The 14,144-nt window shown below is 59.2% G+C and carries 14 protein-coding genes; 5 read left to right on the top strand and 9 right to left on the bottom strand.

The features are described 5' to 3' along the window. Positions 1-5: 5 nt before the first annotated feature. Complete coding sequence (locus tag I6N98_RS05995; RefSeq protein WP_198570888.1) at positions 6-290, bottom strand: Trp family transcriptional regulator; 285 nt, start codon at positions 288-290, stop codon at positions 6-8. 151 nt (positions 291-441) lie between these two features. Between I6N98_RS05995 and I6N98_RS06000 the strand changes: the two genes are divergently transcribed. Genes I6N98_RS06000 through trpC form a run of 3 tightly spaced genes read left to right on the top strand, consistent with a single transcriptional unit; the run spans position 442 to position 2,911 of the window. Next, positions 442-1,023 carry an anthranilate synthase component II gene (locus I6N98_RS06000; RefSeq protein WP_198570889.1) on the top strand — a complete coding sequence of 194 codons (582 nt, stop codon included), beginning with the start codon at positions 442-444 and terminating at the stop codon, positions 1,021-1,023. 8 nt (positions 1,024-1,031) lie between these two features. Continuing rightward, entirely contained in the window at positions 1,032-2,063 is a 1,032-nt protein-coding gene (gene trpD / locus I6N98_RS06005) for an anthranilate phosphoribosyltransferase (RefSeq protein WP_198571559.1), read from the top strand. A 53-nt stretch (positions 2,064-2,116) separates the two neighbouring features. Beyond that, complete coding sequence (trpC, locus tag I6N98_RS06010; protein WP_198570890.1) at positions 2,117-2,911, top strand: indole-3-glycerol phosphate synthase TrpC; 795 nt, start codon at positions 2,117-2,119, stop codon at positions 2,909-2,911. 158 nt (positions 2,912-3,069) lie between these two features. On the opposite strand, the gene crp is transcribed toward trpC, so the two are convergent. Next, on the bottom strand, positions 3,070-3,708 hold the full coding sequence (gene crp / locus I6N98_RS06015; RefSeq protein WP_198570891.1) for a cAMP-activated global transcriptional regulator CRP: 639 nt from the start codon (positions 3,706-3,708) through the stop codon (positions 3,070-3,072). Positions 3,709-3,964: 256 nt separating this feature from the next. Here crp and I6N98_RS06020 point away from each other — a divergent pair, with 256 nt between their 5' ends. Continuing rightward, the gene (locus tag I6N98_RS06020) at positions 3,965-4,387 is read left to right on the top strand and encodes an OsmC family protein (RefSeq protein WP_198570892.1); all 423 of its coding nucleotides are present in this window, start codon (positions 3,965-3,967) and stop codon (positions 4,385-4,387) included. 93 nt (positions 4,388-4,480) lie between these two features. After that, on the top strand, positions 4,481-4,882 hold the full coding sequence (locus I6N98_RS06025; protein ID WP_232787479.1) for a VOC family protein: 402 nt from the start codon (positions 4,481-4,483) through the stop codon (positions 4,880-4,882). 26 nt (positions 4,883-4,908) lie between these two features. On the opposite strand, the gene coq7 is transcribed toward I6N98_RS06025, so the two are convergent. The 7 genes from coq7 to I6N98_RS06060 all read right to left on the bottom strand — a co-directional run bounded on the left by coq7 (position 4,909) and on the right by I6N98_RS06060 (position 14,143). Further along, the gene (gene coq7 / locus I6N98_RS06030; protein ID WP_198570893.1) at positions 4,909-5,550 is read right to left on the bottom strand and encodes a 2-polyprenyl-3-methyl-6-methoxy-1,4-benzoquinone monooxygenase; all 642 of its coding nucleotides are present in this window, start codon (positions 5,548-5,550) and stop codon (positions 4,909-4,911) included. A gap of 76 nt (positions 5,551-5,626) precedes the next feature. After that, positions 5,627-8,377, bottom strand: coding sequence for a response regulator (locus I6N98_RS06035; protein ID WP_198570894.1), 2,751 nt, complete (start codon positions 8,375-8,377; stop codon positions 5,627-5,629). A gap of 42 nt (positions 8,378-8,419) precedes the next feature. Further along, positions 8,420-9,706 (bottom strand): phosphoribosylamine--glycine ligase, encoded by a 1,287-nt coding sequence (purD, locus tag I6N98_RS06040; RefSeq protein ID WP_198570895.1) that lies wholly within the window; start codon positions 9,704-9,706, stop codon positions 8,420-8,422. Positions 9,707-10,051: 345 nt separating this feature from the next. Beyond that, positions 10,052-11,629: a bifunctional phosphoribosylaminoimidazolecarboxamide formyltransferase/IMP cyclohydrolase gene (purH, locus tag I6N98_RS06045; protein WP_198570896.1), complete on the bottom strand. Its 1,578-nt coding sequence runs from the start codon at positions 11,627-11,629 to the stop codon at positions 10,052-10,054. A 126-nt stretch (positions 11,630-11,755) separates the two neighbouring features. Further along, positions 11,756-12,040: a DNA-binding transcriptional regulator Fis gene (fis, locus tag I6N98_RS06050; RefSeq protein ID WP_475630834.1), complete on the bottom strand. Its 285-nt coding sequence runs from the start codon at positions 12,038-12,040 to the stop codon at positions 11,756-11,758. A gap of 20 nt (positions 12,041-12,060) precedes the next feature. After that, positions 12,061-13,053, bottom strand: a complete 993-nt coding sequence (dusB, locus tag I6N98_RS06055) for a tRNA dihydrouridine synthase DusB (RefSeq protein ID WP_232787480.1) — start codon at positions 13,051-13,053, stop codon at positions 12,061-12,063. A gap of 109 nt (positions 13,054-13,162) precedes the next feature. Next, positions 13,163-14,143, bottom strand: coding sequence for a DUF3426 domain-containing protein (locus tag I6N98_RS06060; RefSeq protein ID WP_198570897.1), 981 nt, complete (start codon positions 14,141-14,143; stop codon positions 13,163-13,165). Position 14,144 lies beyond the last annotated feature (1 nt).

Raw genomic sequence — 14,144 nt, forward strand, 5'->3', positions numbered from 1 at the left:
GCTACTTATTGTGAAGACTGTCGTTTGAGGGCTCGGGAACCGCGGGTGACCGTGGCTATACCGACGCCCAGTTGGTCGGCTATTTGTCGCTGGGGCAGGCCGGCTTCCAGCAGTTTGAAAATTTGCAGACGTTTGCTGATCTCGCTGATCTCCGAGGGCGTCAGCAAATCACTGAGCAAAGCATCCAACTGTTGGCTGTTTTTGGCGCGCAACAAATGCGCCAGTAACTCCTGGCGATAATGGGCTTCGTCGCTTTGACGTGTAGAGCTGTTGTCATCGGGCGTTTTCATTAGCGACGGTCATTGGATTGGTTGCGCAATGTATTCATGTACTAGTACACTATCACAAAATGCATAAAGGTCAACATGAACACTGACGGTAATTTTATTGGCGGTATCGGCCTGATGGCTTGGCCTTGGCAATGGGGGTGAGAGAATTGTCATGCTGTTGATGATCGATAACTACGATTCCTTTACCTACAACGTGGTGCGTTACCTGGCGGAACTGGGCGCCGAGGTTGAGGTAGTGCACAATGACGCCCTCACGGTGGCCCAGATGCGTGAACTGGCGCCCAGCCACCTGGTGATATCGCCCGGGCCTTGCACGCCCAATGAGGCCGGTAACTCGGTGGCGGCAATTCGCGAGTTCGCGGGTAGGATACCCATATTGGGTGTGTGCCTCGGTCATCAGTGTATCGCCCAGGTTTTTGGTGGCAAGGTGGTTCGGGCGCGTCGGGTTATGCACGGTAAGACCTCCACTATTCACCACCTGGGTGGGGGAGTGTTTAACGGGCTGCCGCAGCCCTTCGCTGCCACCCGTTATCATTCGCTAGTGGCGGAGTGGGAGAGTTTGCCGGATTGCCTGGAGGCAACCGCCTGGACAGTGGACCAACACGGTAAGCCCGACGAAATCATGGGCCTGCGACATCGCCAATTCGATGTGGAAGGCGTGCAGTTCCATCCCGAGTCAGTGCTGTCCGAACAAGGGCACGCGCTGCTAAAGAATTTTCTGGAGCGCAAGTAATGAGCGAAATAACCATCCAGCAGGCGCTGGGCAAAGTGATTCAGCAGCTGGACCTGAGCACCGAGGAAATGGCGTCGGTGATGCGAGCTATCATGACGGGGCAGTGCAGCGATGCCCAGATCGGCGGCTTTCTAGTGGCACTGCGAATGAAAAGCGAAAGCCTCGACGAGATTGAGGGCGCGGCCCGGGTGATGCGGGAGCTGGCCACGCCAGTAGATATTGCCGGCGTCGCTAACGCGGTGGATATCGTCGGCACCGGCGGTGATGGCGCTAATCTGTTCAATGTGTCCTCGGCGGCCAGTTTTGTGGTGGCGGCGGCGGGCGGCCACGTCGCCAAGCACGGCAACCGTTCGGTGTCCTCCAAGAGCGGCAGTGCTGACTTGCTGGAAGCGGCGGGGATTAAGCTGGATCTGACGTCGGAGCAGGTGGCGCGTTGCATCCGCGAAGTGGGTCTCGGTTTTATGTTTGCCGTCAATCACCACAGTGCCATGAAGCATGCCATTGGCCCCCGCAAAGAGCTGGCGCAGCGCACCATTTTCAATATTCTCGGCCCGCTAACCAATCCCGCTGGCGTTGAGAACCTGTTGCTGGGGGTGTTTAACGGCGAGCTGTGCCGGCCTTTGGCAGAAGTGCTCAAACGGCTCGGTGCTCGGCACGTGATGGTGGTCCACTCCAGTGACGGTCTCGACGAGATCAGCCTGGCGGCGCCCACCCAGGTTGCCGAGTTGCTAAATGGTGAAATTCGCGAGTACACCCTTCGCCCAGAGGACGTCGGCTTAAAGAGTCAGACCTTGATCGGGCTGGACGTCAGCGACAGTGTGGCTTCTTTGGCTTTGATCCGCGATGCCTTCGGTGACCGCGCCACCGAGGCCGCTGCTAAAGCCGCCGATATGATTGCCCTCAATGCCGGCGCCGCGCTCTACGTCGCGGGTGTTACTAGTGATTTAAAAGCCGGCGTGGCACTGGCAGAAGACGCCATCCACGGCGGCCGTGCCCGAGAGAAAATGACCGAGCTGGCAGCCTTTAGCCAAGGGCTGTGAAGCGGTTTTAACTCAATCCAAATGACCCTTATTTCGACAAGGTAACTACTGAGATGTCCTTACCCACGGTGTTAACCCGCATCATAGATCGCAAGCACGAGGAGGTGGCCGAGCGTTCAGCCGCACAGCCCTTGGCGGTGCTTAAGCATCAGGCGGCCGAGGCGGATGCACCGCGGGGTTTTGTCGATGCGATGGCGGCCAAATTGGCGGCGGGGCAATCCGCAGTGATCGCCGAAATCAAAAAGGCCTCACCCTCCAAGGGCGTGATACGGGAAGACTTTCACCCTGCAGAGATTGCGCGAAGCTACCAGCGCGGTGGTGCGGCCTGCTTGTCGGTGCTGACCGATGCCGATTTCTTTCAGGGCAGTGAGGCCTATTTGCAAGCGGCCCGGGCGGCTTGCTCACTGCCGGTGATCCGCAAGGATTTTATTGTCGATCCCTATCAGGTGTGGGAGGCCAGGGCCATTGGTGCGGACTGCATTTTATTGATTGCTGCGGCACTGGACGATGGCGCGATGAGTGAGCTTAATGCACTGGCCCAGGAGTTGGGCATGGATGTATTGATTGAAGTTCACAATGCGGAGGAGTTGGCGCGGACACTGCCTTTGGGCAACCGGCTGATAGGTATTAATAATCGCAACCTGCATAACTTTGAAACCAGCCTGGAGACCACCTACTCGCTGCTGGATCAGATTGGCCCGGAGCATATTGTGGTCACCGAAAGCGGCATCCACAGTGCCGAGGACGTCGCTGCAATGCGCCAGCACAGGGTCAACGCATTCTTGGTGGGGGAGGCCTTTATGCGGGCCGACGACCCCGGCCAGAAATTAGCCGAGTTATTCGCGTAGGGCGGACACCGCTTGTTGTGCCCGCCGCGTCCATCGCGACGCCGTCACCGCCGGTAGATTCGATCCGGTGGACATCGCTTTTTGTGTCCGCCGCGTCCATCACGACGCCGCCACCACCGGCAGGTTCGATCCGGTGGACATAAAAATCGATGTCCACCCTAGCGGGTGCCGTACACCACCATGGTTTTACCTTTGACCTGCACCAAACCCTGTTCCTCCAAGGACTTCAGCACCCGTCCTACCATCTCCCGGGAGCAGCCCACATTGCGGCCTATTTCCTGGCGGGTAATCTTGATTTGCATGCCATCGGGGTGGGTCATAGCGTCGGGCTGTTTGCACAGGTCGAGGAGGGTGTGGGCGACTCGACCGGCCACGTCCAAAAACGCCAGGTCGCTGACTTTGCGGGTGGTCAGTCGCAGCCGTTTGGCCATTTGCCGGCCCATTGCCAATAGTACATCGGGGTAGCGGTGGCGCAATTCGTGAAATTTGCTGTAGCTGATTTCCGCCACTTCACACTCGCTGCGGCTCTTTACCCAGGCACTGCGGCTGGGTGGCAGGTCGTCGTCGAACACCCCCATCTCGCCAAAAAAGTCACCTTTATTGAGGTAGGCCACAATCATTTCCCGGCCGTCGTCATCTTCGATGATGACGGCGACCGAGCCGCTGATAATGTAGTAGAGAGCGTCGCTGTCGTCGCCGGCGTGGATCAGTGTGCTTTTGGCAGGGTAGCGGCGTCGGTGGCAGTGACTGAGAAAGTCATCCAGGTTGGGTATATCGGGTTTCGGTTGGCTATACACAGTTTTGTCTCTCGAGAGCGGGGTCGTTGCCGGCCCCGTGTTAATCGTGTTTGCGGCCCGCTCACCGTGCGCGTAGCGCGCCCGTGCTGGTGCGTAGTGCTTCAAGATTGCTGCGTTATTACTGGCCCACAATGTGATTACCGTATTGGGGGCTAAGTATGCCGTGGATTGGCCTCTATATCGAGTGTGGAATACCCGCATGTGGTAAGCTCCAGATGTTAAAAATTGTTGTAATACATCTAGAAAGGGTCAATCAATGAAGGCAACCGTTAAGTGGGTCGACGACGCAATGTTTCTGGGGGAATCCGGCAGCGGTCACGCTGTGGTAATGGATGGCCCCCCGGATCACGGTGGCCGCAATATGGGGCCGCGTCCCATGGAAATGCTGCTGTTGGGTATGGGCGGTTGTGCCTCATTTGACGTAATGAGTATGCTGAAAAAATCCCGCCAGCAAGTCAGTGACTGCCGCTGCGAAATGGAAGCCGAGCGGGTCGATGCGGTGCCGGCGGTATTCGAGAAAATCCACCTGCGCTTTGTGGTGACCGGCACTAAACTGAAAGAGGCTCATGTTAAGCGGGCGGTGGAATTGTCGGCGGAAAAATACTGCTCGGCCTCTATTATGATGGAAAAGGCCGGAGTGGTGGTCAGCCACAGCTACGAGATCGTAGAGGCAGAATAGCAACGCAGCACTTACTCAGGCCGGACAGCGGTCGGGCTGGGGTTAGGTAAAAGTTGGGTCAGGCAAAAGTGAGTCACAGCTCAGGAGGTCCATGTGCAACGTCCCCCCAAACACGGTGGTATGAGGCATATCGCACTGTTTGTCGAAAACTTCGACGAGACACTACGGTTTTATAACGATTGGCTGGGCATGGAGATCGAATGGCAGCCGGACGAGGACAATATTTATCTGTGCTCGGGCGCTGACAACCTGGCCATTCACCGCTACTCGGGCCGCGAGCGGCCGACCTCGGTTCAGCGCTTGGACCATCTCGGTTTTATCTTGCGTCAGGCGGAAGATGTGGATGCCTGGTATGAGTTCCTGAAGGACAAGGGTGTCGATATCAAGGCCGAGCCCAAAACCCATCGGGACGGCGCCCGCAGCTTCTACTGCCTGGACCCCGACGGCAATTTGGTGCAGCTAATTCACCACCCGCCTATCGCTGACAAGGTCTGATTGCTGACCAGGCCCCAGCAGCCCAGCTACAGGTGGTAAGTGGTTTTTGTCATGACCTTGGACATCAAGGTCATTGCCGATTTGATCGGCGGTGAAAAACGCTGGCCGCCGGACTCAATCGCCTTGCTGGCGTGACGGGCTTCGTCTTCCAACATTTGCTCCAGTATCGCTCGGGAATCGCGGTCGTCCTCAGGTAGGGTTTGCAGATGGGCCTTGAGGTGCTCGCAAACCTGATCTTCCGTGGCGGCCACAAAACCCAGGCTAACCCGATCGCTAATCGCACCGGCCGCTGCACCGATAGCAAAGGAGCCGGCATAAAAAAGAGGGTTGAGTCGACTGGTATGGCTGCCTAGTTCCTTTAATCGGCTTTCACACCAGGCCAGGTGATCGATTTCCTCGTCGGCGGCTTCCGCCATCGCCGCTTTTACACTGCTGTTGCGGGCTGTTAAGGCCTGGCCTTGGTAGAGGGCTTGGGCACAGACTTCGCCGGTGTGGTTTATCCGCATGAGGCCTGCGGCGTGGCGGCGCTGGTCTGAATTCAGGGCCCCGGACGGGTTGTCTCCGGCGGGGCGCAGGCGACTCGCCGTGCTGCTGCCTCGGGTCAAGGTTTTAAGGCCGCGATCGGCGCCCATCAGGGCACGGTCCAGTAGTGAATATGCTCTCGCCATGACAAGTCTTTCTCAGTGCGTCTTACCGATAGTTTACGCGATTTTCGCGCCGCTGGAGTAGTCTGGCAGCCCCGGACTAGCTTTGCTCGCGGTGATAGCCGGTCCAGCGCTTGATGGCTTCCGCCAGCTCCCACAGACGGATTGGTTTGACCAAGTGGAGGTCCATGCCGGCCCGCAGATAGCGGTCGCGCTGTTCATCCATGGCATTGGCCGTCAAACCGAAGATGGGCGTGCGCTCGCGCTGTTCGTCGGCCTCGAACTGACGGATCTGGCGGGTGGCTTCCTCGCCGTCCAGAATTGGCATTTCGATATCCATCACCACAAAATCGAAATGCTCCCGCATATAAATATTTACTGCTTGCTGACCGTTTTCAACGTGGCGAACACTGACTTTCAGGGCCTTCAGCATGCGCTTTAGCACCTGGGCATTGGTGGGGTTATCCTCGGCCATCAGACAGTGCATGGGTCGGGGCGCCAGGGATTCCGAACTGTAAGTGCTGAGGGTGGGGGTCTTGGTGTTGGCGGCGTGCTGCTCCCCGCAAAGCGCATTGTGCAGGGCGCCGCTGCCGATCGGTTTACTCAGTACCCGCTGCACGCCCGCTCCTTGCAGTTCGTGGCGCTGGTAGTGAGTGTTGGCAAACGCTGTGAGTAAGCAGCAGGGACGCGGTTTGCCCTGCTCGCATTCGTCCTGGATGCGCCTGGCCAGTGACAGCCCCCGGTCATCAAAACCACTGTCGATCAGCACAAAATCCACACCGCGATTAAGTAAGGCCTGGTTGTGGAGCTGCGCCAGTGCACTTTGTTCACTGTGGGCGACCAGCACGTCCATGCCCCAGCTTCGGCACTGTTGGGCAATCACTTCGCAGAACGTCTGCTGGGCATTCGCCACCAGTATGCGACGATCCCGCAGTAACGAGGATTTGTCTTGGGCCTGGCCGTCGTCCCGGGCGGGCTCCAGGGCGAGATCGAAGGCGATCCGGTATCGGCGCTGGCCACTGCCAGACAATTGAATGTGCCCGCCCATGGTTCTAACCAACTGGGCAATAATGGCGAAGCGGGAATTGTAGTCGTCGCTGTCTTCCCGGCGTCTGTCTAACGCCTGCCGTTCCTGCCGATCAAAGGGCTGGCCCCAGTGGCTTAGCTCGAAGTGAACGCGCCGGGGGCGCCCGGTGACCCGCAGTACGATGTCGCCGCCCTCGCTGTGCTCAAAAGCGCTGATTACGGTGTGAGTGAGCAACTGTTTGAGGCGGGAGGGATCGGCCAAAACCCGCGCTGGCAGGTGGGGATCAATATCGCTGATTAAATCCACGGTTTGCTCTGCCGCCATATTGCGGAAGCCGGTCAGGGTGGACTCGATGAGTTCGTTCAGTGCCACCGGCTCAATATTCAGCTCTGTGGTGTTGTCCTGGTGGCGGGCGGTCTGGCCGGTTTCGTCCAGAAGCTGTAACAGTTCGTGACTGGAGCGCTGCAGGCTGTGCAGATACTCCCGCTGGTTGCCGGTGAGGTGGGTATCTTCCAGCAAGTCAGCGACGCCGAGTATGGCGCTGATGGGGGTGCGGATATCGTGGGTGACACGCGCCAGGGTATCGCTGCGGGTGCGGTTGGCTTCACTGAGAGTGGCAATGCGCACAGCTTCCTGTTCTTGCTTGAGCTGTCGCTTGTGGCAGCGGGCCTGCAGTAGGGCGACATGAACAGCGGCGACCAATGCGATTGCCAGGGTCAGCGTCACTGTGCTGGTGGCTTCGTTAATCAGCTCCATCGCATAACTCAGCCCGGTCACCAGGTAGACGGCAAAAGCGGCACTGCGCACCAGCAGATACCACAGAACCAGACGACTGCCGGTTTGCAGGTAGCCATACAGGGCCACAATCGGCAACAACAGTAAGGTGATCGCGGTGAGAGCATTGGCCAGTGGGGTGGTAACGGCGTCATTGCCGATACCGTAAATTGCCATTCCAGTAATATTGGCCACGACCGCGATCTGCAGTACTCGTCGCCAGGGGGAGGACGGCCTACCGGTGGCGTAGATGGGAAAACGCAGTGCGAAGGCCAGTTCGGTGATAATCACGCCCTGACACAGCAGTGGCATCAAATCGTTCTGCCAGGGCGGTAGCATGCCCTCCATACGCCCGCCCAAATAGCCCCAGGCAAACAGCTGACCCACCACCATAATCGCGCAATACACCGCCACAATGCCGAACAAGGGCTCGCGCAGGGCCAGGGCTGAAATCAAGCAGTACACGGCCAGTGTGGCCATCACCCCCAGCATCACCGAGTTGAAAAAGAACTGCCGACCAGAATCCGTCATTAGCCCATCGTAGCTGTACAGGGAGAGGGCCAACTGCACTGGTGCTTGGCTACGGATAGCGATGTAGAAGGTGTTGCTGTCTTTGGGGGCGATATCGACTGGGTAAGTGTGCCGGGGGCGCAGTGCAACCTCCGGAGTCATCAGCGGTACCGGCTGGCCGTCGGCATAAAACTGGTGGTGATTCAGCTTGCTGGGCCCGACTTCCAGCAGTCGGCGCAGGGGGCGATTGGTCGGGTTGTGCAGGGTAAAGCGAAACCAGGTTTGCGCACGGTCGGGGCGAAGGGAGAAATCACCCAGTTCACTGGGACGGAAAGTCCGGTTTAACGACGGGTCCTGGAGGTCGTCGATGGTGACCGGCGTGGATAACACCAGCACATCGCTGTAGCCAGCCAGATCGTGGCGCGTTGTGTCGTCATCCACCACCAGGGTCGGTGCCCCGTAGCTAAGGGTGGGGAGCAGTAGCAGTAACAGCGCAACAAGCAGCGGCTGGCGCAACCGACCAGACCCGTCACATCTCACTGCCGACACCTCGCCCGCGCGGATGATTTAGCGGCGCGGGTTTTAGGCGTCGGCTTCCCGGGCGATGGCGCGGTAGGCAATGTCGTCGCGATAGTAGGCATCCCGCCACTGTATCTGCTTGAGATTCTCATAGGCAATCCTTTGTGCCTCGCTGACGGTATTGCCCAGCGCAGTGACACACAGCACCCGGCCGCCACTGGTCACCAGGGTGTCGCCATCGAGTGTGGTGCCGGCATGGAAGACCTTGCAGGTTGGGGTTTCTGCCGGAATACCGGTAATGGCATCGCCTTTGTCGTAACTGGCGGGATAACCGCCGGCTGCCATCACTACACCTACGGAGGGGCGAGGGTCCCAGTCGGCGCTGGCTTGATCCAGGTCACCGGCCAGGGCGGCCTGGCACATCTGCACAAGGTCAGACTGAAGGCGCATCATGATGGGCTGGGTCTCGGGGTCGCCAAAGCGGCAATTGTATTCGATCACCTTGGGGGTACCATCCGGCGCAATCATTAGGCCGGCATAGAGAAAGCCCACATAGCGATTGCCTTCTTCGGCCATGCCTTTGACGGTGGGCAAAATGACCTCCTCCATGATGCGTTGGTCGATTTCTGGCGTCACCACCGGGGCGGGGGAATAGGCGCCCATACCGCCGGTGTTAGGGCCAGTGTCGCCATTGCCAACCCGCTTGTGGTCCTGGCTGGTGGCCATGGGCAGCACGTGCTCGCCATCGACAATCACGATAAAGCTGGCTTCCTCGCCAGTCAGAAATTCCTCGATCACCACCCGGCAGCCGGCATCGCCAAAGGCATTGCCGGACAGCATGTCCTTCACCGCATCTTCGGCCTGCTCCAGCGTTTCTGCAACGATTACCCCTTTACCGGCGGCCAGGCCATCGGCCTTCACCACGATGGGGGCGCCTTTTTCACGCAGGTAAGCCAGGGCCGGTTCAAGCTCGGTAAAATTCTGATACTCGGCGGTGGGAATGTTGTGGCGGGCGAGAAAGTCTTTGGTAAAGGCCTTGGAGCCCTCCAGCTGCGCCGCGCCCTTGCTGGGACCAAAACAGGGCAGGTTGCGCTCGCTAAAGTAATCCACCACGCCATCTACCAGCGGCGCCTCGGGGCCGACAATGGTTAGCTCGACATCGTTGTTGCCGGCAAACTCTGCCAGCGCGGCAAAATCACCTACACCGATATCGACGTTCTCGATGCCCTCGTCCAGCGCGGTACCGGCATTGCCCGGCGCCACAAACACCTTATCGACCTGCGGCGACTGCGCCGCCTTCCAGGCCAGCGCATGCTCGCGACCACCAGAACCAATAATCAGAATGTTCATCGAATAAATCCTTAAATGCTTATTTCCGTGCCGTTATACCGTAATGGTGCCAACCCCCCGGCGGACATCAACGGCGATGTCCACCCTACGGGGCACGCCGGTGGTGTAGGGCGTACATCGCTTTTCAATGTACGCCGCGTCCGGGCCCAATCCCGTGCCGTTATACCGTCACGGTGCCAATCCCCCGGCGGACATTAACGGCGATGTCCGCCCTACGGGGCACGCCGGTGGTGTAGGGCGTACATCGCTTTCCAATGTACGCCGCGTCCATGCCCAATTCCGTGCCGTTATACCGTCACGGTGCCAATCCCGCGGCGGACATCAACAGCGATGTCCGCCCTACGTTTAGTGGCGGAAATGGCGCATACCGGTGAACACCATCGCCATTCCATGCTCATCTGCGGCCGCAATCACTTCCTCGTCCCGGATCGAGCCGCCGGGCTGAATCACGCAGCTGATGCCCACCTTGGCGGCATTGTCGATGCCGTCCCGGAAGGGGAAGAATGCGTCCGAGGCCATGCAGGCACCTTTCACTTCCAGGCCCGCGTGCTCGGCCTTGATGGCCGCGATTCTGGCTGAGTTGACCCGGCTCATCTGGCCGGCGCCCACACCGATGGTGCGGCCGCCCTTGCCGTAGACGATGGCGTTGGATTTAACGAACTTGGCCACCTTCCAGGTAAACAGCAGGTCGGCGATTTCCTCGGCGGTGGGCTGGCGCTGGGTGACGATTTTAAGATCGTCGGCGCCTACCATACCCAGGTCGCGATCCTGCACCAGCAGACCGCCGTTGACCCGCTTGTAATCAAAGGCGGGTTGGCTGCTTTGCCATTGACCACAGGCCAGCAGGCGGACGTTTTTCTTCTCTGCTACTGCGGCAACGGCGTCGTCGCTGACCGTCGGTGCGATGATCACCTCGACAAACTGGCGCTCACAGATGGCTTTGGCGGTGGCGCCATCCAGCTCCCGGTTAAAGGCGATGATGCCGCCAAAGGCCGACTCGGGGTCAGTGGCAAAGGCCTGATCATAGGCCGCCAGAATGCCGTCGTTGGAGACCGCGACCCCACAGGGGTTGGCGTGCTTGACGATGACACAGGCCGGATCGCTAAAGGATTTCACGCACTCCAGTGCGGCATCGGTGTCGGCGATGTTGTTGTAGGACAGCTCCTTACCCTGTAGCTGGCGGGCGGTGGCAATACTGGCCTCGCTGGCTTTAGCTTCCACGTAGAAGGCCGAATCCTGGTGGGGGTTTTCGCCGTAGCGCATCTCCTGGGCTTTAACGAACTGGCTGTTGAAGGTGCGGGGGAATTTGTCGCTGCCGCCGGGGACCAGACGGCCAAAGTAGTTGGCAATGGCGCCGTCGTAGCTGGCGGTGTGTTCGTAGGCTTTGATGGCCAGGTCAAAGCGGGTGTCCATGCTCAAGCTGCCCTGGTTGGCTTCCAGTTCTTGCAGGATGCTGTCGTAGTCGCTGGCGTTCACCACGATGGCCACGTCGCGGTGGTTCTTTGCCGCGGCGCGAACCATGGTGGGGCCGCCAATATCGATGTTCTCTACGGCGTCTTCCAGAGTGCAGTCGGGGTTGGCGACGGTGGCTTCAAAGGGGTAGAGGTTGACCACCACCATGTCGATGGCGTCGATGCCGTGTTCGGCCATCACGCTGTCGTCGGTACCCCGCCGGCCGAGAATACCGCCGTGCACTTTGGGGTGCAGGGTCTTGACCCGACCGTCCATCATTTCCGGAAAACCGGTGTAATCAGACACCTCGGTGACGGCGATGCCGTTGTCATTCAGCATGCGAAAGGTGCCGCCGGTGGACAGCAGCGCCACACCCATGGCGTTAAGGCGGCGGGCAAAGTCGACAATGCCGGTCTTGTCCGAGACGCTGATCAGGGCGCGTTTAACGGGGCGGGGAGATGGGGTGCTCATGATTGGGAAGTGCCTTCAAGATAGAGTGAACTGTCGATCGGGCCGGGTGGCCCCGGCCTTCTGCCGCGCTGTTGGGCCCAATAGGAGCGGAGGTCAGCGCGACAAGGTAACGTTGACGCAGCAAGCTTACAGCAGGTCGTACTGCTTGAGTTTCTTGCGCAGGGTACCGCGATTGAGCCCCAGCATTTGCGAGGCTTTGGTCTGGTTGTTGCGGGTGTACTTCATGACTTCTTCCAACAGCGGCGCTTCGACCTCAGACAACACCATGTTGTAGACATCCGTGACATCCTGCCCGTCCAGATTGGACAGGTAGGTGTTCAGGGCAATGGACACGCTGTCTCTCAATGTACGGGCGTCCTGGTCGTGACCGTTGACTTCACCATTGACGGCTTTGCCTGTGCCATTTTCCATGGTCTCATGGGTGCTTAGGTTCATGCTGCTCTGTCCTGTCGTAGTCGTGCGTGCTGTTCAAAAAAGCCGTGAACAGCATCGAGTTGAGCGGCAGCGCTATCGAGGCGGTTGAATTCGCGTCGAAAGGCTTTGTCGCTATCCAATTCATCCAAATACCAGCTGCAGTGCTTGCGCGCGATGCGCAGCCCCTGGTGATCGCCGTAAAAGTGGTGCATGTCGCCGAGGTGGCGAAGTAGCACTGCCCCTTGCTCAGCCATGGAGGCTTTTGGAGCATGTTGGCCGGTTTGCAGGTAGTGGTTGATCTCCCTAAACAACCACGGGCGCCCCTGCGCACCGCGACCGATCATCACACCGTCGGCGCCGGTGTGATGCAGTACCCGAGCGGCCTGTTCCGCCGAGGTAATATCGCCGTTGGCCCAGACCGGAATCGATACCGACTGCTTGATGGCGGCAATAGTGTCGTACTCGGCGCGGCCATTGAAGCGGCAGGCCCGGGTGCGACCGTGCACAGCCAGCGATTGAATACCGCTGTCTTCTGCCAAACGGGCGATATCGATGCCGTTGCGCTGCTCGGGGGACCAGCCGGTGCGTATTTTCAAGGTGACCGGCACATCCACGGCGGCGACCACGGCTTGCAAAATAGTGGCCACCAGCTGGGGTTCGCGAAGCAGCGCTGAGCCGGCAGCGCGCTTACACACCTTTTTGGCCGGGCAGCCCATATTGATATCGATGATATCAGCGCCGGCAGCCTGGCAGCGGCGGGCGGCGTCCGCCATCATCGCCGGGTCAGCGCCGGCAATCTGTATGGCTCGCAGGCCGCTGTTGTCGGTGCTGGCTAGACGCAGGGCGCTTTTGCGGGTATGCCAAAGGTCGCTGTTGCCGATCAGCATTTCCGACACGGTCAGGCCGGCGCCATATTCCCGGCACAGGCGCCTGAATGGCTGGTCGGTGATACCAGCCATGGGTGCCAAAACGGCGCGCGCATCGAGCTTGTGAGGACCGATGTGGATCATCGACGAGCCCCGGGAAAGAGTGACCGTGGAAAAACAGGCCGGCTATGATACTCGCTCGACGCGGTCTTCGAAAGACTTGAAAAATTTGAAACAGGGGATTTGGCAATGCCTAATTGCTTGCCAGGACCTCCAGCTCGTAATTGACCGCTGCGGCGCCGGGGTCGACGATTTCCAGCGCGATGTGCACGGGCTGTTGGGGGGCGAGATCGGAGAGGGCGTTGAGTTCGCCGTGGAGGTAGTCTGAGGGCGTAAAAATACGGCTGGCCACCTCCTGGCCATTGATGTCACTAAAGCGCAGTAACAGCGGAGGGAAAGCTACCGTCTGCTCGCCACGGTTGATGAGAATGGTATCAACGATAAGGGCCTGATCCCGCTCCGGGTGCTTGCGCACCAGTAATCTGGAGGTGCTGACCTGCGAGGGTTTGGCGCTGGGCGTGGAGCCGGCTGGCGATGTCGCGGTACTCGACTGAGCTTCACAGGGCAGGGCCAGCCATTGGCAGGCGATCAAAACGGTGTCCCGGGCAGGGCTGGCCAACAAAGCGTCGCGTTGCCAATAGGCCACCTGTCCGGCCAGTACCAACAGCGCCACCAGGTTAAGCAGCAACCAGGGCCAGCGCCTGGCCCGGCGGTGGTGTTGGTGGTGTTCAAAATCGTGGTTAACGGTGCTCAGGCCTTCCAGCAGGATATCAGCTTTGTTTTTGGGTGGCTGGTTGCCTGTTGACTGGACAGTTGAATGGACGGGTGACTCGACCTCGGTTTGTTCATTTGCGGGCGACTCAATGTTTGACGAATCACCATGGGCCTCGCCCTGGGATTGAGCCGGCGATGCCTTGTCAGTCAGCTGTGCGTCCAGTGGCTCAGGGCTTGGCGCGTCGGGGAATGACTGGGTATCGGCGCTATCACCCTGGGTATCCTCTGCATCCTGGCGTGCCTCATCGTCGATATCGCTGCCCGGGCCGTCATCTCTAGCATTGAACACATGACTACAGACACCACAGCGCAGCAGGCCATTGGCCAGCGCCAATTGCTCGGCATCGACCCGAAAGCGAGTCAGGCATTCGGGACATGTAACGCTATCGGTAGATGACATG

Origin of the sequence: Spongiibacter nanhainus (assembly GCF_016132545.1) — a bacterium.
Lineage (GTDB): Bacteria > Pseudomonadota > Gammaproteobacteria > Pseudomonadales > Spongiibacteraceae > Spongiibacter > Spongiibacter nanhainus.